This window comes from Polaribacter dokdonensis (assembly GCF_024362345.1).
GTDB lineage: Bacteria > Bacteroidota > Bacteroidia > Flavobacteriales > Flavobacteriaceae > Polaribacter > Polaribacter dokdonensis.
In genome coordinates this window covers 476,051-499,631 of sequence record NZ_CP101505.1, presented here as the reverse complement: position 1 = coordinate 499,631, position 23,581 = coordinate 476,051, and the positions used below count along the sequence as shown (strand labels likewise).

The window sequence follows — 23,581 nt, the reverse complement described above, 5'->3', positions numbered from 1 at the left end:
TTTTTTTATTGTTTATTTACTTCTAATTTTGGATAATCTGTATATCCTTCCTTTCCTGGAGTATAAAATGTGTCTTGATTCCAATCTGCTAAATCCTGATTTCTATCAAATCGTTCTACCAAATCTGGATTAGAAATAAAAGGTTTACCAAATGCTACTAGATCTGCATTACCTTCTTCAATGACTTTATTTGCCGATTTTTGGTTAAAACCTGCATTGATAATAATAGTACCATTGTAAATTGGTCTGAAATGTTCTGCAATATTCTCAACAGCATATTCTACATCAGAAACATCATTAAAAGGTTCTGATAAGTGCACATAAGCCAATTTATAATCATTTAACTTTTTCATAATATACTCGAATGTTGGTATCGTTTCTTCATCCAATTCCATTCCAAAAATCCCATGTAATGAAGGGTTGAACCTTACTCCTATTTTCTTTTCAGGTATTGCTTCTTTTACAGCATCTAAAACTTCAAAAAAGAAACGTGCTCTATTTTCAATACTTCCTCCATATTCATCTTCTCTTACATTAGAAGTTTTATTAAAGAATTGATGAAATAAATATCCGTTTGAAGAATGTATTTCTACACCATCAAAACCTGCCTTTATTGCATTAACTGCTGCATTTTTAATGTCTTCAATAGTTTGGTTTATATCATCCTTTGTCATTGCTTTTGGAGTAACTGTATTCTTTTCTCCTTCAGGAGTATATACAGTTTCATTCGCATTTAATGCAGAAGGTGCTAATGGTAATTCTCCATCATGAAAATCAGGATGAGAAATACGACCAACATGCCATAATTGAATAAAAATCTTACCTCCTTTAGCATGCACTCTTTTTGTAACTTTTTTCCAACCTTCTACTTGTTGTTTAGAATAGATACCTGGTGTATTGATATAACCCACAGCTCTTTCTGAAACCTGAGATCCTTCAGTAATAATTAAACCTGCAGATGCTCTTTGCTCATAATAAACACCATGTAAATCATCTGTTGGTACATTGCCCTTATTATTTGCACGACTTCTTGTCATAGGTGCCATTACAACTCTATTGTTAAGAGGTAAATCTGTTATATTGTTAAAATTTTGTAATAAAAATTCTTTTGTCATTTTAGTTTGTTTTAAAGATTAATGTTTGGTTCTTAACTTTTTAGTAAGTAGACATTTTATCTTTTTTCTTAGTTAACTGTGTATCTAAATCTTTTACAGATTCATTAATAGAACTAATAAAATTATCATGACTTGCTTCAGCAAATAAACGTGGTCCAGGAACACTTAATCTAATATTACAAATCATTCCTGTATTGTCTGAAGAGGTGTTTTCTGTCTTAAAGAAAACATCAGCTCTTACAATCATTTGAAATTTATTATATAATTTTTCTAGTTTTTCTGTGGTATATGCTTCTAATCTTTCACTACCTTCTACATCATGATATTCGAAATTAATTGTCATCTTTTTTGTTTTAAATTTATATTGATATAAAAGTATTTCAAAACCAAGATTTGGCTTTGCTGAAATGCAATTAAGATGAACTCTTTTCAACTCTTAACAGAATTTTAAGAGCTTTTATTTCCTTTTTCTAGAAGTGATAAAATAAACACCAGTAAGTAAAATACCTGATGCAATAATTGATTGTGTACTTAGTTTTTCATCTAAGAAATACCAACCCATAAATAAGGCAATTACAGGATTTACGTAGGCAGAAGTAGATACTTTTTCTGGGCTTACTTTTTTAAGTAAATAGTTAAAAGCGGTAAAAGCAATTATACCTCCAAATACAACAAGTAAAGACATAGCTATTTTAACTTCAAAACTCCAATTTATAGGAGAAATCCAAGTTTCATTAAAGCCTACACTCATAAAAAACAAGCATGTACCTGCTACTAGCATTTGATAGCCTGTGGTAACCAGAAAGCTTTTTGGCAAATCTGCTTTAGATACAAACACACTACCATAGCTCCAACTTAAAACACAAGTTAACATCATAAAAATACCTAATAATGTATCTTCTGAAGTAATTAACTCTTTTTGGCTTACTAATAAGTACATACCAAACATGCCCAAAACTACGCCAATTATAGATTTTTTTTGAAAAGGCTTTCTATCCATCAACCTTAATAAAAATAAAACAAACAAGGGTTGTGTGGATGCTATTAAAGCCCCAAAACCACTATCTACATATCTTAAGGCCCATACAAAAACCCCATTTCCATAAACTAGAAAAAAGAAAGAAGCAATAGCAGAATTTAAAATTTGCTTTTTAGTTATTTTAAGAGGATGCTTTAAAATTAAAGCCATAATTACCATTAGAATACCAGCAACGAAAAAACGAATTGAGGCCAAAAAAAATGGAGGTAATTCTGTAACTGCTATTTTATTAAATAGATAAGTAGATCCCCAAATAATGTAAATGGAGATAAATGATAAAACTATTAAAACCTTAGAATTTTTCAGTTTAATGCTATTTAGAAAGCAAAAATACTACTAATTAACTTCTAAAAATTTAATAAAGTAAAATGTTTATAATTAGTTATATTTACATTGCTATTGACTTAAAAAAAAGAAGTGTTACAACAGAAATATCCTTTTGATTCCTCTTTAAAGCACCACTTCATTATTGCTTTGGGATTGGCTTTATGGATTTTTATTTTCTTATATTTTACGGAACCATTAGATGTTAATGAATTTGGAAGCACTGAAAAACTAATATATTTACCTTTATATGGCTTACTAGGTGCTCTTTGTTACTCTTTGTTTCTTCCTATTCAGAATTATTTATATCAGAAAAACAAAAAGAATTGGTACGTAAAAACTGAGTTGTTATTTTTTGTGATTTTTATTTTAGTGGCTATTGTAGCTGCAAGGCTTTTCTATTTATATGTAGTAAAACCAGATAGAAACCCCTACTCTATGCAATATCATTTAACAGCTATAATTTTACCAGCTTTGGCAACCATACTTCCTATTATCATTTTTGGAAGATTTGCATTTGGAAAATATAAAAACAAACAAACAGAAGCTAAAAAGATAGAAATTAAAGGAGAAGGTAGTTATGAAGGTTTACGGTTATTCTTTAATGATATTGTTTGTGTAAAATCTTCAGACAATTATGTAGAAGTTTTCTATAAAGTAAATTCAGAGATTAAGAAAAGTTTAATTCGAAATAAGTTGTCTATTGTAGCAGAAGAATTTCCATCGCTTTTAAGAACTCATCGTTCTTACTTAATTAATCCTTATCACTTTTTACAATGGAAAACCGAAAAAAGTAAATTGTTTGTTCTGTTATTTCACCACATAGAAGTGCCAGTCTCTAGAACCTATCAAAATGATGTAAAAGACGTTTTGAATTCTACCACAGAATAACTGCATTTCACCCCAATCACTTGTTATTATTGAATTTTTACAGGTTTACTTTCTAGTTTTGTATCAGAAAGTTTAATCAATAAAAATCATCATTATGAAATCTCAAATTACTTTATTTACCTTATTACTTGTTTCAATTTTTAATTTATTTGCACAAGAACCACAAAAAGAAGTTGTTATTATTGGTACAATGCATACTGTCCCAAAAATTGTAAAAAACAGCTATAAACCCATGTTACGTTTTGCAAAAAAATACAATCCTGAAGCAATTTATGTAGAATCGCCAATGGCAAATGATAGCATTTCTTGGAATTATTTAAGGGATGGATGGTCTAAAAATTATAAATCTTTTTATGCAAAGTCTGAAGAAATGAAAACTAATTTTCAAATCGATTTAAAAAAATTTAAAGAACTAGAAAGCAAAAAAATGTCTGATTTATCATCATCAGAAATAGATTACTTAATTAATTCTTACATGTACAATAGAGATAATGGAAATTATGAGTTAATGAGTTACATTAAAAAATATGGTTTAAAAGGCGCTACAAAACCTACAAGACATGAAGATGGAGATTTAACATACAAATTGGCCATTCATCAAGATCTAAAAGTAAAAAATATGGATGATCAGCAAACAAATGGAATTTATCATTCTGCTTGGAATAAATGTGCTAGAGAAGGAAGTAAAAATGGTAACAATGCTGCTAATTCCAAATTATACAAAAAGGACTATAATTCAGCCATTTTACCAGCAATATTTAGAAGACTAGGAAAACATACAAATAATAGAAAATCTTTAAACAGACTACATAAAATGAGTTCTTTTAATTATGTATTACAGGACACTGAAGGTTGTAAAGAAGGTAGAAAATATTGGAATGAAAGAAATAAGAGAATGGCTGCAAACATTGTAAATCAAATTGCAGAATCTAACAACACCAGAAATTTAGTTGTAGTTGGTGCTGCACATGTTATTGGTTTAGAAGAAGAATTAAAAAGAAAAAATCCTAATTTAAAAGTAATTCTAATGAATGAGTATTAAACTTTCTATTTTACTTTTTATTTAGAAAACGCTCACAATTTTGTGGGCGTTTATTTTTAAAAAGTAATAAGAATAAGAAATACAAATTACACAATAACACATAATTATTTTAATTACAGATACTTAAGTGAATCATTATGAAACGAGTTAAGATTTACTTCTTTTAAGATAATCCAAACAGCTTTAGTTATCTAGTTTTGTAATAGAAACTAAAAACAAACAATATGTCAATTTTAACAATAATACTAAGTATTTTATTACCACCAGTAGCCGTAATTTTAGAAAAAGGGCTTGGTAAAGATTTTTTAATTAATCTTTTATTAACCATTTTAGGTTGGTTACCAGGTGTAATACATGCATTTTATGTAAACAGTAAATAAAAAAAATTATGAAAAAGAAAGAAACAGATTACAATTCAGATATCATACAAGAAGATTTACAAGTTTTAGGAGATAGAACTGGTAATTTAAGAAATGACAATGGTGATGATGAGTTATTGAAAAACAAAGTAAATGAGCCTGATTTTATGGGTAAAGATTTAGATGTTCCTGGTAGAAAAATACCAAAATCTAACACCCAACAATCTATTAAAGATGAAGAAAATCAACTATATAGTTTAGGTAGTGATGACAACGAAAATTTAGAAATTGATACTATAAACTAAACAATTTTAATTAACTATTTAAAACTCTTCTTTTCATTTAAAGCATATTTATGTTTCAAATGGAAAGAAGAGTATTTTATTTTATAAAAACGATTATTGGCATATAAATTGATAACTATGTTAGCTCAAAAAATTAAAATTGTTTCATGAATAATTATAGAATTTTCTTTTTTAGTATTTTATCGATATTGTTATTTAACTGTAATAATGAAAGTGATTTAAATGTACTATTTACTAATGCAGACATTGTAAAAATAGATGGTAATAGTTCTAAAACATGGAAAGTAGAGAATTACTATAATAACTATAATTCTAAAATTTTAAATGAATTGAATGACTGTTTTGTTGATGACACTTTTACTTTTTATAAAGACAATAACATAGCAGAAGCTAAATTGGGTAATATTAGTTGTTTCTTTAACAACCCAACAGAAGAAGCTGCTAGTTTAAAATACACACTAGACAATTCTAGAGGCCGAATTTTTATAAATATAAGCAGAGGAGAATCTTTTAATGGTGAGTTTCAATCTAGATTAACTATTTTAGAATTACAAGAACTTTCAGATAACAGAATGCTATTCGCTTCTGGTGAAAAAGGAAATTACATGCAAACTTTAATACTTACAGCAGTAAATTAATTATTTTTGCCTTTTTATTAATTCAGCTTCTATATCTTTTAAAGTGAATCCTTTAGCTTGTAATAACATAATGTAATGAAATAGTAGGTCTGCTGACTCATAAAGGAACAAATCATCATTATTATCCATAGCTTCAATAACTGTTTCTACAGCCTCTTCTCCTACTTTTTGAGCAATTTTATTAATTCCTTTATCAAATAAACTGGCCACATAAGATTTTTTAGTTTCTTTATTGGCAACTCTCTCAGAAATAACATTTTCTAAGGTTGATAAAAAACCAAAGTTTGATGTGTTTTCTTCTTTCCAACAAGTATCAGAGCCTGTATGACAAGTTGGTCCTTTTGGATGAACTTGAATCAATAAAGAATCATTATCACAATCATTTTTAATATCAACCAATTCTAAAACATTACCACTTTCTTCACCCTTAGTCCATAGTCTTTTTTTAGATCTAGAATAAAAGGTAACTTTATTTGTATCTATTGTTTTATTGTAAGCTTCCTGGTTCATATAGCCCAACATTAAGACATTTTTTGTTGTAGCATCTTGAATTATTGCAGGCACTAAACCATCGTTATTTTTATTAAAATCTATTGTCATCAGTTTTAAAATTGGTATTTATAATCGAATTGGAATATTATTATCTTTTAATTCTTGTTTTAATTCAGGTATAGGAATTTCTCCAAAGTGAAATACACTTGCAGCTAATGCTGCATCAGATTTTCCTTCTACAAAAGTATCTATAAAATGCTTTACAGAACCTGCACCACCAGAAGCTATAATTGGTATATTTAATTCAGTAGATAGTTTAGCTAAAGCTTCATTTGCAAAACCTGCTTTAGTACCATCATTATTCATTGAGGTAAACAAAATTTCTCCTGCTCCACGTTTTTCAACTTCTTTAGCCCATTCAAATAGGTTGATATCTGTAGGAATTGTACCTCCTGCCAAATGTACTAACCACTCACCATCAACTTGTTTAGCATCTATTGCTACAACCACACATTGGCTTCCAAATTTGTCTGATAATTCATTAATTAAATCTGGTCTTTTTACGGCTGAGGAATTTATAGAAACTTTATCTGCACCACATTTTAATAAGGCATTTACATGCTCTACAGAAGAAATTCCACCACCAACAGTAAATGGAATATTTACTTGCTCAGCAACTTTTAAAACCATGTCTAAGGTTGTACCTCTATTTTCTAAAGTTGCAGCTATATCTAAAAAAACAAGCTCATCTGCGCCTAAATCTGCATATTGTTTTGCTAAAACTACTGGATCTCCTGCATCAATTAAATTAACGAAATTGACACCTTTTACAGTTCGTCCGTTTTTAATATCTAAACAAGGAATTATTCTTTTTGTAAGCATCTAATTTTAATTGATACGTTTATTTTTTAAAATCACTTTCGGTTAAACCATTATTAAAAGAAATATCGGTCCAATTTACAGTTATCCATGGTTCTTGAGTAATAATGGCATCCCAAGTAGATTTCTTATATTTTCTTTTACTTGGTATTAACATGCCATCCACTTTTTCATACTCCATTTGCATAATATATGGTTCTTGAATAACTCCAAAATCGGCTACAGTAAATAAGAATTGATCTACTAATTGAGTTTCTTTATTTATATATATCTGATATATATCTGTAGGTTTTTCATCTTTAGATTCAAATGAAATTCTTACAATATCATAAGAAATTTTATTAATAATTTGTTCACCTAAATACTCATAAATTAAATTAGGATCTAATAATTTTTGAAACATTGTAAACCAATAAAAGTTGGTTGGTCTGTTAAATTTAACACGATTTAAAGCAATACTATCTCTTATTATTTCACCTTCATTCTTTAACCAAAACTCTGCACCATCATAACCCTGTTCAATAGTTCCTACTAAATTGGTTAAAGTTCTTTCATGCTTTTCATATTTACCATAAGAAAGCTCTCCATCAAATAAATATTTTTCAGTAGAAACATCAGCTTTTCCATCAGGAGTTGTGTAAGTGTATGTGTAGATGACATCGTTCTTATTAAGTAAGTCTTTATAAGAACCCACTTTTTCGACTAGTTGTGCTACCAACTTAAGACCCTTGTTATTATGTTCTACAATAGTTTTAGATACTTCCTTTTCATTATTTTTTGTATTGCAAGAAATAGCAAAAATCAAGGTTATAAATAAGATTTTTATATCTATTTTCATCTTTCTATTTGTTAAGAATAAAATTTTCTAATTGCTTTAAACTGATTTTATTCTCATAAATGGCTTTACCAATAATAACACCTTCACAACCATTTTCTGCTAATTTTGGCAATTCATCAAAAGTTGAAATTCCACCAGAAGCAATTAGTTTTAAGGGGTTTACCTTTGATAATAATTCTGAATATACATTGAAACTTGGTCCTTGCAACATTCCATCTTTAGAAATATCCGTACAAATTACATATTGAATTCCTTTGTTCTGATACTCTTTTACAAAAGGAATTAAAGCCAAACTACTTTCTTCTTGCCAACCATTTGTTGCAATTTTTCCTCCTGAATTATCTGGATAAAAATCGGCTCCTAAAATAATTTTATCTGAACCATATTTAGAAATCCAACTTTCAAAAATAGTAGGATTTTTAACAGCTATACTTCCACCTGTAATTTGATTTGCACCAGAATTAAAGGCAATTTCTAAATCTTTATCAGATTTTAAACCCCCACCAAAATCTATTTTTAAATTGGTTTTAGAAGCAATTTGTTCTAAAGTTTTATAGTTGATAATTTCACTTGCTTTTGCACCATCTAAATCTACTACATGTAAGTATTCAATACCTGAAGCTTCAAATTCTTTGGCAACCTCTAAAGGATTTTCATTATATATTTTTTTGGTATTGTAATCGCCTTTTGTAAGTCGAACGCACTTACCATCTATAATATCTATTGCTGGAATTATTCTCATCTTATAATTCTAAAAAGTTTTTTAATATCTGTTCACCTGCTTTAGAAGACTTTTCTGGATGAAACTGTACTCCATAAAAATTATCTTTCTGTAATGCTGAAGCATATTCAATTTCATAATCAGTTGTTGCTATAGCCTCTGAACAATTTTCTGCATAAAAACTATGAACCAAATACATAAATTCTTTTTCCTTAATACCTTTAAATAAGTCTGATTGTAAGTTATAAATTACATTCCAACCCATTTGAGGAACCTTTACTTTTTCAGAAAACTTTTTAATAGCAACATCAAAAATACCTAAACCTTTGGTATTGCCTTCTTCAGAGGAATTACACATTAGTTGCATACCCAAACAAATACCTAAAACTGGCTGTTTTAAAGTTGGAATTACTGTATCTAAACCACTTTCTTTTAGCATTTTCATTGCTGAACTTGCTTCACCAACTCCAGGAAAAATTACTTTATCTGCAGCTTTTATTTCATCAATATTATTAGATAAAACAGCTTCTAAACCTAATCTTTTAAAAGCAAACTGTATGCTTTTAATGTTTCCTGCACCATAATCTATGATTACTAATTTCATTTTAATAGCTTTTGGTTTTTGGCTTTTAACTTTTAGCAAACAACTAAAAGCAAAAGGCTAAAACCTAAATTATAACATTCCTTTTGTTGATGGTAAAAACATCTTATTGGCATCTCTTTTTACAGCCATTTTCATAGCTTTTGCAAACGCTTTAAAAATACCTTCTATTTTATGATGCTCATTGGTTCCTTCTGCTTTTATGTTTAAGTTACATTTTGCACCATCTGTAAACGATTTAAACAAATGATAAAACATTTCTGTAGGCATATCACCTATCATTTCACGTTTAAATTCTGCATCCCATTCTAACCAATTTCTACCTCCAAAATCTACAGCCACTTGAGCTAAGCAATCATCCATAGGTAAACAAAAACCATATCTTTCTATACCTAATTTATTACCTAAAGCTTTATTGAAAAGCTCTCCAAAAGCAATCATTGTATCTTCTATAGTATGATGTTCATCTACTTCTAAATCTCCATCAACTTTTATGGTTAAATCCATGTTGCCATGTCTACCAATTTGATCTAACATATGATCGAAAAACTTTAAGCCAGTATCAATATCATTATTACCTGAACCATCTAAATTTAGTTTGATATAAATCTTAGTTTCATTGGTATTTCTTGTGATTTCTGCAACCCTGTCTTGTAATTTTAAAAACTCATAAATTGTTTTCCAATCTGTGCTTGTTAATGCAATTGCTTCTAAAATTTCTTTTTTTGATGTTTCAATTTCATCAGCTCCTAACTCTGGATTTTCAGATAAATAAATACCTTTAGCCCCTAAATTTTTAGCCAATTCCATATCTGTAATTCTATCACCCAAAACATAAGAATTTTCTAAATCATAATCGTCAGAAAAATACTTGGTTAATAAACCAGTTCTTGGTTTACGTGTTTCTGCATTTTCATGAGGAAAAGTTTTATCAATACATACCTCAGAAAAAACAACGCTTTCTTTTTCAAAGGCTGAAATGATTTTATTTTGAGCAGGCCAAAAGGTATCTTCAGGAAATGATTCTGTACCTAAACCATCTTGATTGGTAACCATTACCAATTCAAAATCTAATTCATTGGCTATTTTAGCCATGTATTGAAAAACCTTAGGATAATATTCTAATTTTTCTAAACTATCTAATTGATAATCTACAGGTGGTTCTAGAACCAAAGTTCCATCTCTATCTATAAAAAGTACTTTTTTAGGCATTTTGTAATTCTTTTAATGCTTGTAATAATTTCTCGTTTTCAGCTGTTGTTCCTACTGTAAATCTCAAACAATTTTCACATAAAGGCTGTGTAGTTCTGTTTCTAATTACAATACCCAACTGAATTAATTGGTTGTATCTTTTAGTTGCATCATCTACTTTTACCAAAACAAAATTGCAATCAGAAGGATAAATGTTAGATATAAAATTGATGCTCTCTAAAGAATTCATCAATTGTTCTCTTTCTTGTTTAATTGCTTTAATTTCTGCTGCAACTTCATCAACCTTATTTAATCTTTCAAAAGCTTTTTGTTGGGTTAATTCGTTTACATTGTAAGGTGGTTTTATCGAATTTAAAACAGAAATTACTGCTTTTGATGCATAACAAACTCCTAAACGAATTCCTGCTAAACCATAGGCTTTAGACAAGGTTTGTGTAATTACCAAATTTGGAAATTCTTCTAAACGATTTAACCAACTTTCTTGCTCAGAAAAATCGATATAGGCTTCATCAATTACTACTAATCCTTTAAAATTATTTAATAGTGTTTCTACTTTCTCTATTGAAAAACTATTTCCTGAAGGATTATTGGGTGAACATAAAAATAAAATTTTACTGTTGTTATCAACAGCATCTATAATCTGATCGACTTTAGGCTGAAAATCTTCGGTTAATAAAACCTTTTTATTCTTTATAGCATTGATATTAGCTAATACAGAATACATACCATAAGTTGGTGGTAATGTGATAATATTATCTTTATTTGGTTCACAAAAAGCTCTAAAAATTAAATCTAAAACTTCATCACTTCCATTACCTAACAAAATATTTTCTTTAGTAACATTTTTAATGTTCACTAAAAGATCTTTTACATCATTTTGTTGTGGATCAGGATAACGATTTACACCATTTTCGAAAGGATTTTCATTAGCATCTAAGAAAATCATACTTTCTGAAGTGGCATCTTTGTATTCATCTCTAGCAGATGAATAAGGCTTAATATTTTTGATATTATCTCTAACTAAATCTAAAACATTCATTATTGTAAATCTTTTAAACGAAGTGTAACAGCATTTTTATGCGCATCTAAACCTTCTGCTGCAGCCATTATTTCTATGGCATTTCCAATATTCTGAATACCTGCTGCAGATATTTCTTGAAACGTAATACTTTTTGTAAAACTGTCTAAGTTAACGCCTGAATAGTTTTTTGCATAACCATTTGTAGGTAAAGTATGATTGGTACCTGAAGCATAATCACCTGCACTTTCTGGAGTATAATTTCCAATAAAAACAGAGCCTGCATTAGCAATATTATCTACGTAATAATTGTTATCATTCGTACAAACAATAAAATGTTCTGGGCCATAATCATTAATTAAGTCTAATGCAATTGCATCTGAAGCAACTAAAATTGATTTTGAATTCGCGATTGCTTTTTTTGCAATCTCTTTTCTAGATAATTGCTCAATCTGTGAATTCAATTCAGTTTCTACATCATTAATTAATTGTTTAGAAGTAGATACTAAAATTACCTGTGAATCTACTCCATGCTCTGCTTGACTTAACAAATCTGATGCTACATAACTCGCATTTGCTGAATCATCTGCAACAACTAACAATTCACTAGGTCCTGCAGGCATATCTATAGCAACACCAAATTTTGTTGCTATTTGCTTTGCAACTGTAACATATTGGTTTCCTGGACCAAAAATTTTATATACTTGTGGAATATTTGCTGTTCCAAAGGTTAAACCAGCAATAGCTTGAATTCCACCAACTTTAATAATTTTTGTTACCCCACATAAATTAGCTGTATACAAAATAGCTGGATGAATTTTACCTTCAGTATTTGGTGGAGAACACAATACAATTTCTTTACAACCTGCAATTTGTGCAGGAACTGCTAACATTAGAACCGTAGAAAAAAGTGGTGCTGTTCCTCCTGGAATGTACAGACCAACTTTTTGAATTGGTCTTTTTTCTTGCCAACAATTAACCCCATTCGCAGTTTCAACAGCTACTTTGTTTGTTTTTTGTGCTTGATGAAATTTACTAATATTATCATAAGCTAGTTTAATAGCATCTTTTAATTCTTGAGATACACTTTTACTTGCTTCTTCAATTTCATTTGAAGTTACAGAATTAGAAGTTAATTGCACCTTATCAAATTGGTTAGTGTACTTGTTAACAGCAACATCTCCAGTTTCTTGAACTTCTTTAAAAATTTTAGAAACTGTAGCTTCAATATCATCTACTGTTTTAGTAGGTCTTTCTAAAATTGCAGACCATATTTCTTTTTTAGGATTTAGAATAACTTTCATCTACAATAAATTTTAAAGCACCATTTTTTCTATTGGGCAAACTAAAATTCCTTCTGCTCCATTAGCTTTTAATTCATCAATAATATTCCAGAAATCATTTTTGCTAATTACTGTATGTACAGAACTCCAACCTTTTTCAGCCAATGGTAATACAGTTGGGCTTCTCATACCAGGTAATAAATCTAAAATTTTATCTAATTTTTCATTTGGTGCATTTAGCAATACATATTTAGAATTTCTTGCTTTTAAAACCGACTGAATTCTAAATTGTATTTTTTCTAAAATTTGCTTTCTTTCTTCATCTATTTCAGGTGAAACTGCTAAAACTGCTTCTGATTTTAAAAGAACTTCAATCTCTTTTAAACCGTTCTTAAACAATGTACTTCCACTTGAAACAATATCACAAATACCATCTGCTAAACCAATATTTGGTGCAATTTCTACAGAACCATTAATGATGTGTAATTGCGCATCTATATTTTGTTCTGCTAAAAACTGTTTTACAGTTTCTGGATAAGAAGTAGCAATTCTTTTACCTTCTAAATCTTTTAGAGAATTTGCCTTAGAATCTTTAGGTACTGCAATCGATACTTTACATTTAGAAAATCCTAAACGTTCTACAAAATCTAAATCGCTTCCTTTTTCTATTAAAATATTTTCTCCAATAATAGCAGCATCTACTACTCCATCTCTTAAATATTGAGGAATATCTCCATTTCTCAGATAAAATACTTCTACAGGAAAGTCTCTTGCTGAAGCTTTTAATTGGTCTTTTCCATTATCTATAGAAATACCAATGTCTTTTAAGATTCTCATTGAATCTTCATTTAATCTTCCTGATTTTTGTACTGCAATTCTTAAGTAACTCATTTTTAAATTTTAATTTAAATAGATTTGAGCAAATTCGGTTTAAAAATAAAAACCTGTTTGATTTGCTCAAACAGGTTTATAAATATCTTGATTTTATTCAATACATTTTTAAATCGCTTGAGAGCAATTGTAAAAATGATGATGATGATTTTGAATAAATGTCATGTCTTTCTTTATTGTTACAAATATCTTACTTTTATTTTAATTACACCAAAAACTAAAGCTGAAAATTTTTGTTAAATATTAATCTATTATTTTTTTTAATAAAGAAAAAATCTTCTTTTCTATTGCATCTACAGTACCATCAGCAAAAAACACATTTTTTATATCTTTAATTAGAGCCTCTTTCTCTGCTTGCTCAAAATGATTTTCAGCTAAATATTGTTGTATTTTGTTCAGGTTTGTTTCTTCTGAATCTATTACAACTTCAGTATGAATTTTGTTATACATTTTTTCATCTACCCTGTCTAGAATATATTCTTGCTCTTCTTTTGATTCAAAATGATTGCAATGTGCAGCAAAAAGAAGTACATAAACTTCAAATTCTTTTTTACTCCAATTTAATTTTTCCATATCTATTTCTCTTTAGGTAAATTTTTATCCAAACCCCATTCTGTCCAAGATCCATCATAAACTGCACAGTTTTTGTAGCCAGAAACTGATGCTGCTAGCGCTAATATTGAAGCTGTAATACCTGAACCACAAGAAAAAACGATATCCCTATTATTAGGATTTATCTTATTAAAAATTGTTTTTAAATCTGAGGTTTTTTTAAAAAAATCATTATTTAGTACTTCTGTAAAAGGTAAATTTTTAGAATTGGGTATATGACCACTTTCTACCTCTTTTCTTGGTTCTGGTTCTCTACCTGAAAAACGATCACTAGATCTAGCATCAACTACTAAAAATTTTTCATAGGATAAGTTTAAAAGTAAATCTTCTTTATATTTAATTTTTGATGATTTATAGTTTACTTTAAAATTTCCTTCTTTTTGGTTTTGGTTTTTTGGAGTTTCAATAGGAAAATTATTTGTTTTCCAATTAGGAAAACCACCATTTAAAACTGCAATATTTGTAAAACCCATTAATTGAAACATCCACCAAACTCTTGGACTAGAATATATTCCTAAATCATCATAAACTATAATACAACTATCCTTATTTATGCCTAGTTCTTGTGCATTTTCTTGAAAATCTTTAGATGATAAAACTGTATTCGGTAAAGTCGCGCTTACATCAGAAAACTTTTGTTTTATATCAAAAAAGATGGCATTTTTTATTTGTTCTTTATTGTCAATATCAAAACTACCTGAAGTTATCTTTGGTATTGTTGCATCTAAAACTATAAGATCTTTGTGATCTAAATGCTCTAATAACCAAGCACTAGATACTATTGGGCTTTCTATTTTTAGACCCATTGTCTATTATTTAACTTTATCGTAATTATCATCCCAATTTTTTGGTTTAGGATCATGTAATTTACCCAAAGACTTTGCAATAATCATAGAAACAGTAGCATCTCCTGTAACATTTACAGTTGTTCTACACATATCTAAAGGCCTATCTACAGCAAAAATTAATGCTAAACCAATAGGTAGTAATTCTGCAGGAAAACCTATAGATTCTAAAACAATAACTAGCATTACCATACCAGCACTTGGCACTGCTGCAGAGCCTATAGAAGCTAATAAAGCTGTAGCAACAATTATTAGTTGATTAGAAAAGGTTAAACCTTCTGGCCAAACAACTTGCATGATAAATACTGCTGCAATGGCTTGATATAGACTTGTACCATCCATATTAATTGTAGCACCAACAGGTAAAACAAAACCTGAAACCTCTTTATCTACACCTATATGTTCTTCTACTCTTTCCATAGTTACAGGTAATGTTGCTGCACTAGAACTGGTAGAAAAGGCTAACAATTGAGCCGGACTAATTTGTTTCAAAAACCAAATTGGAGATTTCTTTGTATAAAAACTTACTAATAAAAGATAAAATCCAATCATTAACAACAATCCTCCAACCACACATAATGCATAAACTAAAAGTTTTATCAAAATCTCTGTATCATCAAAAGCAATAATAACGTTTGCTAATAATGCAAATACAGCATATGGAGCAAATAACATTATTAAATCTACCATTTTCATCACTACTTCATTTAATGAATCAAAGAAATCCATTAATGGTTTTGCTTTCTTTTCTGGAATTAATAGTAAAGAAATACCAACAAATAAAGCAAAGAAGATAATTTGTAACATGCTTGCATTACCTAAAGAATTAAATATATTACTTGGAAAAATATCTACTAAAGCTTGTAATGGTCCTGCATCATTTTGAGCAGAAGCTTTTGCTAACTTATCTACAACTCCAGATGAAGTTTCATATTTCGCTTTAATTTTTTCAATTGTATCAGTAGACATTCCTGCACCTGGCTTTACCAAGTTTACAATTCCAAGACCAATAACAATAGCAACTAAAGTAGTCATCATGTAAATGATCATAGTACGTAAACCCATTTTTTTAATTTTAGAAATATCTTTTAAATCTGATATTCCTTTTATTAAAGAAGCTAAGATTAATGGAACTGCAATTAACTTTAAAAGATTGATAAATATGGTTCCAAATGGTTTAATCCAATCAGTTACAAAACCTTTACCACCATCAATTGAATTCATTAAAAATCCAAAAAGGATTCCTAATACCATTCCAATTAAAATCTTCCAATGTAATGCTAATTTTTTCATCTATTTTGTTTACGTTTTTTCAGGTTGAAAGATAGAAAATTATTTAAAAACAAGAGCGAATTTCTTTGTATATTGTGACTTTAACATAAAAGTCAATCATAAAATTAAAATATAAAATGGAAGGAATTTTAGATTTATTAAATAGCGATTTAGGAAAGTCAATTGTAAGTGGGGTTTCTGGTTCTACAGGAACCGATTCTAGCAAGACTAGCTCAGTTTTAACAATGGCATTACCAGTTTTAATGAAAGCCATGGAAAGAAATGCCTCTACTCCAGAAGGTGCAGAAGGATTAATGGGTGCACTATCTAACAAACATGATGGAAGTATTTTAGATAATTTAGGAGGTTTGTTTGGTGGTGGAGTTGATAACAGCGTAAAACAAGATGGTGCTGGGATATTAGGCCATATTTTAGGTGCAAAGCAACAAGGAGTTCAACAAGTTATTGGTCAAAAAGCAGGCTTAGATGCTGGTTCTGTTGGAGAAATATTAAAAATAGCTGCGCCAATTTTAATGGGTTATTTAGGTAAACAAAAAAAGGCAAGTAATGCCAGTTCTTCTGGAGATTTAACAGGTTTACTTGGTGGTTTGTTAGGTGGAAGTTCTGCTGATAATAATCAAAGTTTTTTAGAAAAAGTTTTAGATGCTGATGGAGATGGAAGTGTTGTTGATGATGTTGCTGGTATGTTTTTAGGAGGTGATAAAAAGAAATCTGGTTTAGGAGGAATGCTAGGTGGTATGTTTGGAAAATAAGCTACCAATTAATTCAAATAAAAAAGCCCGAAAACAATTTTCGGGCTTTTTTATTTTTAGACTTTACTTTTATAACAAGATTTATAAATTTCCTCGTAAACAGGTAATATATTTTCTAATGAGAATTTCTTTGTATGATCTTTGGCATTATTCTTAAACTTGGTCAAGACTTTATCATCTTTTAAAATGGTTATGGCATTTTTAGCCATATCATTTACATCTCCTAAACTACTTAGAAAACCAGTTTCTCCATGAATATTAACTTCAGGTAAACCACCAGTATTTGTAGAGATAACAGGAGTTTTTGCAGCCATTGCTTCAAGTGCAGCTAAACCAAAACTTTCGGTTTTAGAAGGCAATAGAAACATATCTGAATAACATAAAATTTGATCTATCTCTGTACTGTTTCCTAAAAAAAACACTTTGTTTTTTAAACCTAATTCCTTTGTTAATATTTCTGCTTTCATTCTCTCAGGGCCTTCACCAATCATTAATAACTTGGAAGGTATCTCTTTCTGAACTTCAAAGAAAACTTTAATAACATCTTCCACCCTTTTTACAGGTCTAAAATTACTAATGTGTGTAAGAATACGTTCATTAGGTTTAGCCAATGCTATTCTTTTGCACTCTTCTTCTCCTGCTTTACTGTATTTATCTACATCAATAAAATTGTAAACTACTTCTATATTTTTACGAATATTAAAAAGCTGATTTGTAGTATCCTTTAGGTTATTTGAAACTGCAGTTACTACATCAGAATTATTTATACTAAACTCAACAGCGGTTTTATATGTTGGATGACTACCAACTAAGGTAATATCTGTACCATGTAAAGTTGTAACCACTCTAATATGAATACCTTTTTCTAATAACATTTGCTTTGCCATAAATGCTGCATAAGCATGAGGAATAGCATAATGTACATGTAGCACTTCTAAATTGTACTTTTTAACAACTTCAACCATTTTACTAGACAAGGCCAATTCATAAGGTTGATATTGAAAAAGAGGATACTCTTCAATTAAAACTTGGTGAAAATGTAGTTTGTGTGATATAAAATCTAAACGAACTGGCTGATTGTAAGTAATAAAATGAACCTCATGACCCTTATCTGCTAAAGCCATACCAAGTTCTGTTGCTACTACTCCACTTCCACCAAAGGTGGGATAACAAACAATACCAATTTTCATAAGTTAGTTATAAGTTAGAATGAATTAAACCAAATTGATTTTATCATTATAAGTTGTAAAGATAAAAGTTCTACTACACTTTGATGTTAAATAAATTCATAAATTCTATGTACTAGAATTACCAAAACAAAAAAGAGTTGTGCCTAAAAGCACAACTCTTTAATAATTCTATATCATTTCTATTTAGTAATCTCCTAAAGTAACAGGGTTTTGATTCAAAGCACTTTCTAACTGCTCATCATTTGGTGCCTTACCATGCCAAGCATGTGTATGCATCATAAAATCAACTCCATTACCCATCATTGTTTCTAATAAAATACAAACTGGTTTCCCTTTACCTGTTAATGATTTTGCTTCTGCTAAACCTGCTAAAACAGCTTCAATATCATTACCTTCTTTAACTTCAATTACATCCCAACCAAAAGCTTCAAATTTCGCTTTAATGCTTCCCATTGGTAAAACATCATCAGTTGCACCATCAATCTGTTTACCATTTAAATCAATAGTAGCAATTAAGTTATCTACTTTTTTAGCTGATGCATACATAATTGCTTCCCAGTTTTGACCTTCTTGTAATTCTCCATCACCATGTAAAGAATAAATTAATTTATCATCGTTATTTAATTTCTTAGCTTCTGCAGCACCAAGTGCAACAGATAAACCTTGACCTAAAGAACCAGATGCAATTCTAATACCTTCTAAACCTTCATGTGTAGTTGGATGACCTTGTAAACGAGAATCAATTAATCTAAACGTATTTAACTCATTTACAGGAAAAAAACCACTATGAGCCAAAACACTGTAATATACAGGAGAGATATGCCCATTAGAAAGGAAAAATAAATCTTCATTTTTACCATCCATAGTAAAGTCTGTAGAGTAATCCATTACTTCTTGATACAAACAAGTAAAAAACTCTGCACAGCCTAAAGAACCTCCTGGATGACCAGAATTTACTTTGTGTACCATTCTTAAAATATCTCTACGAACTTGTTGTGTAAAATCTTGTAATTCTTGTGTTGTTGGCATTTTTTCTAAAATAATTTTATAAGGCAAAAATACAAAAGAGATTTACTTTCTAAAGAAATAAAAATTTATTTATTGATGTTTTATTAACAGAATGTATTTTATGTTTTTTGTTTCTTCTTTTTAGCTGCAGGAAACAATACATTGTTTAAAATTAACCTGTATCCAGGTGATGTTGGGTGCAAATCAAGTTCTGTTTTTGGGTCTCCTACTCTATGAGTATAATCTTCAGGATCATGCCCTCCATAAAAAGTAAACATTCCTTTACCTTTTGTACCATGAATATATCTTGCTTCTCTATTGGTTTTGTTTTCTCCTAATACCAACACATTAGATTTTACGGTATTTCTATCAAAAGAAGTAGTTTGCCCCATAAAACCTTTTACTAAGGTTGTATGGTTTTGAGTTAACATAGTTGGTACAGGATCCCACTTGGCAGAGAATTCAATTAACGAAAAGTAATCTGAAGTTTTAGGAATTCTACGTTTTCTTGTCATATCTATTGAAGAAAACTCATATTTAATTGGGCTTCTTTCCAATTGAAAGTCTTTGAATGCAAACGTTTTATTGTAGTTAATTTTAGATTGATAATTTAAGGTTGATGCATCTCCATCAAACATAGCCTCTGCAATATCTACACCTTCTGCAGATAAAGCAATATCAAAACTATCTGTTGCAGAACACATAGCAAACATAAACCCTCCACCAACTACATAATCTCTTATCTTTTTAGCAACAGCTAATTTTTCTTCTGATACTTTATTAAAACCTAATTCTTGCGCTAATCGCTCTGCATTTTTTTTACCTTCTATATACCAAGGTGCAGTTCTAAAAGAACCATAAAACTTTCCATATTGTCCAGTAAAATCTTCATGATGTAAATGCAGCCATTCATAAATTAATAATTTATCTTCTAACACCTCTTTATCATAAATAACATCAAAAGGAATTTCTGCATAGGTTAAAACCATAGTAACAGCATCATCCCAAGGCATTTTATCTTTAGGCGAATAAACTGCAATTTTTGGTGCTTTCTCTAAGATTACTGCATCCTGATTAGAAGAAGGAGATGCAATTTCTTGCAAAATTAATTGTGCTTTAGCATCCGAAATTATTTGATAAGAAACACCTCGAATTTTACATTCGTTTTCAATAGCCTTGTTGTTTTCTATCAAAAAAGCACCTCCATCGTAATTTAGTAACCATTTTGATTTTAAGCCAGCTTCTAAACCAAAATATACAATTCCATAAGCTTTAAGATGATTTTTTTGATTGTCATCATCCATAGGAACATAAATAAATGATGCCCATAAAGAGTTTGAAATCAATAAAAAAGTAGCTACTATAAATAGTTTTTTCATATCAAAAACTAAAATACACAATTACTGTAAAGCAATTGTGTATTTCATTTAATTTATAAATTATTTAAGTTTTTAAAAGGGTACATCATCATCATCACTTCCAAATGCATCTTTTGGTTCTATTCTTTGATTTACAGAAAAGTCATCAGGGAAATCTGCATTCATAGAAGATTGGAATTCCGAACTAAAGCCTTCTTCTAAATCAGAAAATTTTGCTAAATGTCCTGTAAACTTCAATCGAATATTATCTAAACCACCATTTCTGTGTTTTGCAACAATAAATTCACCTTGACCTTCACATGGTGTATGCTCATCATCATCCCATTCTGTCATTCCATAATATTCTGGCCTAAATATAAAACTTACAATATCTGCATCTTGCTCAATTGCTCCAGATTCACGTAAATCTGATAATAATGGTCTTTTAGAACCTCCACGAGTTTCAACTGCTCTAGATAGCTGAGAAAGTGCAATTACTGGTACAGAAAGTTCTTTTGCTAATGCTTTTAAGTTTCTTGAAATAGTAGAAATTTCTTGCTCTCTATTTCCACCACCTTTTCCATTTCCACCAGCAGTCATTAATTGTAAGTAATCAATAACAATGATTCTTACATTATGTTGAGATACTAAACGTCTTGCTTTTGCACGTAAATCAAATATTGATAAAGAAGGTGTATCATCAATAAAAATAGGTGCATCAGACAAACGTTTTACTTTAACATTTAATTGCTCCCATTCATGAGGCTCTAAATTACCTTTTCTTAATTTTTCTGAAGTTAAACCTGTTTCGGAAGAAATCATCCTTGTAATTAACTGTACAGAAGACATCTCTAGAGAGAAAACTGCAACAGCATGATTAAAGTCTATAGCCATATTTTTAGCCATAGAAATTACAAATGCTGTTTTACCCATACCTGGTCTTGCAGCAATAATAATTAAATCTGAAGGTTGCCAACCAGAAGTTAATGCATCTAATTTTGTAAAGCCTGTAGCCAAACCAGACATCCCTTCTTGGTTCCCTATTTCTTGAATCTTTTTTAAGGCTTGTTTTACAAGTGAGCCAGCATCTTCTGAACTCTTTTTTAAGTTACCTTGTGTAACCTCGAACAATTTACCTTCTGCTTCATCTAACAAATCAAAAACATCTGTAGATTCGTCATAAGAGCTTTCTATAATTTCTGATGAAATTGAAATTAATTTTCGCTGAATATATTTTTGTAAAATGATTCTGGCATGAAATTCAATATGCGCAGAAGAAGCCACTTTCTGAGTTAGACGTATCAGGAAAAAATCGCCACCAACCATTTCTAGTTTTCCGTTCTTTTTCAACAAGTTAGAAACTGTTAAAATATCTATAGGTTGTGAATTTTGAAATAACTCATAAATAGCAGCATAAATTTCTTGATGCTTTGCATCGTAAAAAGCATCAGAATGTAAAATGTCAATTACATCATCTATACCCTTTTTATCAATCATCATTGCACCTAACACAGCTTCTTCTAACTCTACTGCCTGTGGAGGAATCTTACCTTTTTCAAGACTAATAATTCTGGATTTATCAATCTTCTTTCCTGCTATCGTATTCGTTTTTTCCATTGACACAAATGTACTTTTTTAGGTTGATTAGCCTTTATCTTTCTTAACATTAATTTGTGAACATTTATTGTAAACAAAATTGTTATTATCTTGTTAATAACCAGTAGTCTTTAAAATTGAATTGCTATTTTTACCCTTGTGAAATGGAATAAAAAACATATAATTATTGCTCTTTTATTGCCTGTCCAAATGCTTTTAATGCGTTTGGCAGAGAATAACTCTGCTTTTATTGAACGTTTTTATTCAAATGGAATCTATCCTTATATTTCTTGGTTTTTAAGAAAATTATTGGGTTGGATACCTTATTCTGTTGGGGATCTTTTACTGGCTATTCTTGTACTATTATTCTTACGTTTTATTTTTCTACTATTTAAAAATAAATTTAAAAATTTACTTCCCAAAATTACACATTTTGTTGCATTTTTATCAATAATTTATTTTTGTTTTTATCTTTTTTGGGGCTTAAATTATTACAGAGAACCATTAGCCAAAAATTTAGGATATGAGCAAAGTAAATACACAACAGATCAGCTAATAAAAAGTACTAAATTCATAGTAAAAGAATTAAATTATTATCATCATAAAATTACTGGGAATGACACTGTTAAAGTGGAAAATCCATACTCCGCAAACGATTTATATAAATTATCCTTAAAGGGTTACAAAAATTTAGAAAGTGATTTTCCTCAATTAAGCTATCATACTCCATCAGTAAAAAGTTCTTTAATGAGCTTGTTACAAAGTTACAATGGAACATCTGGCTACCTAAATCCATTAACAGGAGAAGCTCAGGTGAATGATAAAATACCTAAAACAAGTTTCCCAACAACTGCCTGTCATGAAATGGCTCATCAAATAGGATTTGCTGCAGAAAATGAAGCAAATTTTGTAGGGTTTTTGGCTGCTAATTATAATGATGATGTATATTTTAAATATGCCAGCTATAGAATGGCTTTTGGATATAGTATCTCTGAAATCAGAAAAAGAAATCCAGAGTTATCTTCTCAATTATGGCAAACTGTAAATAAAGGAATTATTAAAGATTTTAATGCCAGCTACAACTTTTGGCAACAATATAAAAACCCTTTTGAACCCTTAGTTAAAAAAGGCTACAGTGCCTATTTAAAGGCAAATAAACAAACTAAAGGTACAGATTCTTATAATTATGTAGTGGATCTACTTATCTCATATTTAGAAGAAACTAAGCAAATTTAGTTTTCTTAAAATTATGTTAAATTAGTAGGATCTATCTATTTAC

At 29.5% G+C, this 23,581-nt stretch carries 26 protein-coding genes; 7 read left to right on the top strand and 19 right to left on the bottom strand.

Annotated elements, in window-relative coordinates; translation table 11 throughout:
• Positions 1–5: 5 nt before the first annotated feature.
• The 3 genes from LPB302_RS02290 to LPB302_RS02280 form a co-directional block, all read right to left on the bottom strand.
• Positions 6–1,115, bottom strand: coding sequence for an alkene reductase (locus tag LPB302_RS02290; protein WP_053974727.1), 1,110 nt, complete (start codon positions 1,113–1,115; stop codon positions 6–8).
• A gap of 40 nt (positions 1,116–1,155) precedes the next feature.
• Entirely contained in the window at positions 1,156–1,458 is a 303-nt protein-coding gene (hpf, locus tag LPB302_RS02285) for a ribosome hibernation-promoting factor, HPF/YfiA family (protein ID WP_015480191.1), read from the bottom strand.
• A gap of 114 nt (positions 1,459–1,572) precedes the next feature.
• A complete protein-coding gene (locus LPB302_RS02280) occupies positions 1,573–2,466 on the bottom strand; it encodes an EamA family transporter (protein ID WP_053974726.1) in 894 nt (297 codons plus the stop codon).
• A gap of 105 nt (positions 2,467–2,571) precedes the next feature.
• Here LPB302_RS02280 and LPB302_RS02275 point away from each other — a divergent pair, with 105 nt between their 5' ends.
• From LPB302_RS02275 to LPB302_RS02255, 5 genes are all read left to right on the top strand, one after another.
• Positions 2,572–3,369, top strand: coding sequence for a LytTR family DNA-binding domain-containing protein (locus LPB302_RS02275; protein ID WP_053974725.1), 798 nt, complete (start codon positions 2,572–2,574; stop codon positions 3,367–3,369).
• A 94-nt stretch (positions 3,370–3,463) separates the two neighbouring features.
• A complete protein-coding gene (locus tag LPB302_RS02270) occupies positions 3,464–4,411 on the top strand; it encodes a DUF5694 domain-containing protein (protein WP_053974724.1) in 948 nt (315 codons plus the stop codon).
• A gap of 224 nt (positions 4,412–4,635) precedes the next feature.
• Positions 4,636–4,791: a YqaE/Pmp3 family membrane protein gene (locus LPB302_RS02265; protein WP_053974723.1), complete on the top strand. Its 156-nt coding sequence runs from the start codon at positions 4,636–4,638 to the stop codon at positions 4,789–4,791.
• Between the two features lie 8 nt (positions 4,792–4,799).
• The gene (locus LPB302_RS02260; RefSeq protein WP_053974722.1) at positions 4,800–5,075 is read left to right on the top strand and encodes a hypothetical protein; all 276 of its coding nucleotides are present in this window, start codon (positions 4,800–4,802) and stop codon (positions 5,073–5,075) included.
• A gap of 146 nt (positions 5,076–5,221) precedes the next feature.
• Complete coding sequence (locus LPB302_RS02255) at positions 5,222–5,713, top strand: hypothetical protein (protein ID WP_143032720.1); 492 nt, start codon at positions 5,222–5,224, stop codon at positions 5,711–5,713.
• On the opposite strand, the gene hisIE is transcribed toward LPB302_RS02255, so the two are convergent.
• From hisIE to LPB302_RS02195, 12 genes are all read right to left on the bottom strand, one after another.
• Positions 5,714–6,313: a bifunctional phosphoribosyl-AMP cyclohydrolase/phosphoribosyl-ATP diphosphatase HisIE gene (hisIE, locus tag LPB302_RS02250; RefSeq protein WP_053974720.1), complete on the bottom strand. Its 600-nt coding sequence runs from the start codon at positions 6,311–6,313 to the stop codon at positions 5,714–5,716. It lies immediately after the preceding gene.
• An 18-nt stretch (positions 6,314–6,331) separates the two neighbouring features.
• A complete protein-coding gene (gene hisF, locus LPB302_RS02245; protein ID WP_053974719.1) occupies positions 6,332–7,087 on the bottom strand; it encodes an imidazole glycerol phosphate synthase subunit HisF in 756 nt (251 codons plus the stop codon).
• A 19-nt stretch (positions 7,088–7,106) separates the two neighbouring features.
• Positions 7,107–7,922: a DUF6503 family protein gene (locus LPB302_RS02240; protein WP_053974718.1), complete on the bottom strand. Its 816-nt coding sequence runs from the start codon at positions 7,920–7,922 to the stop codon at positions 7,107–7,109.
• Between the two features lie 4 nt (positions 7,923–7,926).
• A complete protein-coding gene (gene hisA, locus LPB302_RS02235; RefSeq protein WP_053974717.1) occupies positions 7,927–8,664 on the bottom strand; it encodes a 1-(5-phosphoribosyl)-5-[(5-phosphoribosylamino)methylideneamino]imidazole-4-carboxamide isomerase in 738 nt (245 codons plus the stop codon).
• A gap of 1 nt (position 8,665) precedes the next feature.
• A complete protein-coding gene (hisH, locus tag LPB302_RS02230; RefSeq protein WP_053975352.1) occupies positions 8,666–9,247 on the bottom strand; it encodes an imidazole glycerol phosphate synthase subunit HisH in 582 nt (193 codons plus the stop codon).
• A gap of 69 nt (positions 9,248–9,316) precedes the next feature.
• Positions 9,317–10,456 (bottom strand): bifunctional histidinol-phosphatase/imidazoleglycerol-phosphate dehydratase HisB, encoded by a 1,140-nt coding sequence (hisB, locus tag LPB302_RS02225; RefSeq protein ID WP_053974716.1) that lies wholly within the window; start codon positions 10,454–10,456, stop codon positions 9,317–9,319.
• Complete coding sequence (gene hisC / locus LPB302_RS02220) at positions 10,449–11,495, bottom strand: histidinol-phosphate transaminase (protein ID WP_053974715.1); 1,047 nt, start codon at positions 11,493–11,495, stop codon at positions 10,449–10,451. Before hisC ends, hisB begins: the two co-directional genes overlap by 8 nt.
• A complete protein-coding gene (gene hisD / locus LPB302_RS02215; RefSeq protein WP_053974714.1) occupies positions 11,495–12,778 on the bottom strand; it encodes a histidinol dehydrogenase in 1,284 nt (427 codons plus the stop codon). Before hisD ends, hisC begins: the two co-directional genes overlap by 1 nt.
• Positions 12,779–12,790: 12 nt before the next feature.
• Positions 12,791–13,648 (bottom strand): ATP phosphoribosyltransferase, encoded by an 858-nt coding sequence (gene hisG, locus LPB302_RS02210; protein WP_053974713.1) that lies wholly within the window; start codon positions 13,646–13,648, stop codon positions 12,791–12,793.
• Positions 13,649–13,891: 243 nt separating this feature from the next.
• The gene (locus LPB302_RS02205) at positions 13,892–14,221 is read right to left on the bottom strand and encodes a hypothetical protein (protein WP_053974712.1); all 330 of its coding nucleotides are present in this window, start codon (positions 14,219–14,221) and stop codon (positions 13,892–13,894) included.
• 2 nt (positions 14,222–14,223) lie between these two features.
• The gene (locus LPB302_RS02200) at positions 14,224–15,066 is read right to left on the bottom strand and encodes a sulfurtransferase (RefSeq protein WP_053974711.1); all 843 of its coding nucleotides are present in this window, start codon (positions 15,064–15,066) and stop codon (positions 14,224–14,226) included.
• A gap of 6 nt (positions 15,067–15,072) precedes the next feature.
• Positions 15,073–16,398, bottom strand: a complete 1,326-nt coding sequence (locus LPB302_RS02195; protein ID WP_053974710.1) for a dicarboxylate/amino acid:cation symporter — start codon at positions 16,396–16,398, stop codon at positions 15,073–15,075.
• 116 nt (positions 16,399–16,514) lie between these two features.
• Here LPB302_RS02195 and LPB302_RS02190 point away from each other — a divergent pair, with 116 nt between their 5' ends.
• Positions 16,515–17,150 carry a DUF937 domain-containing protein gene (locus LPB302_RS02190; RefSeq protein WP_053974709.1) on the top strand — a complete coding sequence of 212 codons (636 nt, stop codon included), beginning with the start codon at positions 16,515–16,517 and terminating at the stop codon, positions 17,148–17,150.
• A 56-nt stretch (positions 17,151–17,206) separates the two neighbouring features.
• Here the strand turns inward: LPB302_RS02190 and bshA are convergent, their stop codons facing one another.
• From bshA to dnaB, 4 genes are all read right to left on the bottom strand, one after another.
• On the bottom strand, positions 17,207–18,340 hold the full coding sequence (gene bshA, locus LPB302_RS02185; RefSeq protein ID WP_053974708.1) for an N-acetyl-alpha-D-glucosaminyl L-malate synthase BshA: 1,134 nt from the start codon (positions 18,338–18,340) through the stop codon (positions 17,207–17,209).
• 183 nt (positions 18,341–18,523) lie between these two features.
• The gene (locus LPB302_RS02180; protein WP_053975351.1) at positions 18,524–19,369 is read right to left on the bottom strand and encodes a transketolase; all 846 of its coding nucleotides are present in this window, start codon (positions 19,367–19,369) and stop codon (positions 18,524–18,526) included.
• A 98-nt stretch (positions 19,370–19,467) separates the two neighbouring features.
• The gene (locus tag LPB302_RS02175; RefSeq protein WP_053975350.1) at positions 19,468–20,652 is read right to left on the bottom strand and encodes a hypothetical protein; all 1,185 of its coding nucleotides are present in this window, start codon (positions 20,650–20,652) and stop codon (positions 19,468–19,470) included.
• 147 nt (positions 20,653–20,799) lie between these two features.
• A complete protein-coding gene (gene dnaB, locus LPB302_RS02170; protein WP_053974707.1) occupies positions 20,800–22,323 on the bottom strand; it encodes a replicative DNA helicase in 1,524 nt (507 codons plus the stop codon).
• A 138-nt stretch (positions 22,324–22,461) separates the two neighbouring features.
• On the opposite strand from dnaB, the gene LPB302_RS02165 reads away from it, so the two are divergent.
• Entirely contained in the window at positions 22,462–23,538 is a 1,077-nt protein-coding gene (locus LPB302_RS02165; protein ID WP_053974706.1) for a DUF3810 domain-containing protein, read from the top strand.
• Positions 23,539–23,581 lie beyond the last annotated feature (43 nt).

What these genes read in the sequence shown, in the direction of transcription:
- LPB302_RS02240 (WP_053974718.1), bottom strand. Translation starts at nt 7,922, where the DNA reads ATGAAAATAGATATAAAAATCTTATTTATAACCTTGATTTTTGCTATT.
- hisG (WP_053974713.1), bottom strand. Translation starts at nt 13,648, where the DNA reads ATGAGTTACTTAAGAATTGCAGTACAAAAATCAGGAAGATTAAATGAA.
- hisF (WP_053974719.1), bottom strand. Translation starts at nt 7,087, where the DNA reads ATGCTTACAAAAAGAATAATTCCTTGTTTAGATATTAAAAACGGACGA.
- LPB302_RS02200 (WP_053974711.1), bottom strand. Translation starts at nt 15,066, where the DNA reads ATGGGTCTAAAAATAGAAAGCCCAATAGTATCTAGTGCTTGGTTATTA.
- LPB302_RS02190 (WP_053974709.1), top strand. Translation starts at nt 16,515, where the DNA reads ATGGAAGGAATTTTAGATTTATTAAATAGCGATTTAGGAAAGTCAATT.
- LPB302_RS02205 (WP_053974712.1), bottom strand. Translation starts at nt 14,221, where the DNA reads ATGGAAAAATTAAATTGGAGTAAAAAAGAATTTGAAGTTTATGTACTT.
- LPB302_RS02270 (WP_053974724.1), top strand. Translation starts at nt 3,464, where the DNA reads ATGAAATCTCAAATTACTTTATTTACCTTATTACTTGTTTCAATTTTT.
- LPB302_RS02180 (WP_053975351.1), bottom strand. Translation starts at nt 19,369, where the DNA reads ATGCCAACAACACAAGAATTACAAGATTTTACACAACAAGTTCGTAGA.
- hisB (WP_053974716.1), bottom strand. Translation starts at nt 10,456, where the DNA reads ATGCCTAAAAAAGTACTTTTTATAGATAGAGATGGAACTTTGGTTCTA.
- dnaB (WP_053974707.1), bottom strand. Translation starts at nt 22,323, where the DNA reads ATGGAAAAAACGAATACGATAGCAGGAAAGAAGATTGATAAATCCAGA.
- LPB302_RS02290 (WP_053974727.1), bottom strand. Translation starts at nt 1,115, where the DNA reads ATGACAAAAGAATTTTTATTACAAAATTTTAACAATATAACAGATTTA.
- hisD (WP_053974714.1), bottom strand. Translation starts at nt 12,778, where the DNA reads ATGAAAGTTATTCTAAATCCTAAAAAAGAAATATGGTCTGCAATTTTA.
- LPB302_RS02260 (WP_053974722.1), top strand. Translation starts at nt 4,800, where the DNA reads ATGAAAAAGAAAGAAACAGATTACAATTCAGATATCATACAAGAAGAT.
- hpf (WP_015480191.1), bottom strand. Translation starts at nt 1,458, where the DNA reads ATGACAATTAATTTCGAATATCATGATGTAGAAGGTAGTGAAAGATTA.
- hisA (WP_053974717.1), bottom strand. Translation starts at nt 8,664, where the DNA reads ATGAGAATAATTCCAGCAATAGATATTATAGATGGTAAGTGCGTTCGA.
- LPB302_RS02195 (WP_053974710.1), bottom strand. Translation starts at nt 16,398, where the DNA reads ATGAAAAAATTAGCATTACATTGGAAGATTTTAATTGGAATGGTATTA.
- LPB302_RS02265 (WP_053974723.1), top strand. Translation starts at nt 4,636, where the DNA reads ATGTCAATTTTAACAATAATACTAAGTATTTTATTACCACCAGTAGCC.
- LPB302_RS02255 (WP_143032720.1), top strand. Translation starts at nt 5,222, where the DNA reads ATGAATAATTATAGAATTTTCTTTTTTAGTATTTTATCGATATTGTTA.
- hisC (WP_053974715.1), bottom strand. Translation starts at nt 11,495, where the DNA reads ATGAATGTTTTAGATTTAGTTAGAGATAATATCAAAAATATTAAGCCT.
- hisH (WP_053975352.1), bottom strand. Translation starts at nt 9,247, where the DNA reads ATGAAATTAGTAATCATAGATTATGGTGCAGGAAACATTAAAAGCATA.
- bshA (WP_053974708.1), bottom strand. Translation starts at nt 18,340, where the DNA reads ATGAAAATTGGTATTGTTTGTTATCCCACCTTTGGTGGAAGTGGAGTA.
- LPB302_RS02175 (WP_053975350.1), bottom strand. Translation starts at nt 20,652, where the DNA reads ATGGATGATGACAATCAAAAAAATCATCTTAAAGCTTATGGAATTGTA.
- hisIE (WP_053974720.1), bottom strand. Translation starts at nt 6,313, where the DNA reads ATGACAATAGATTTTAATAAAAATAACGATGGTTTAGTGCCTGCAATA.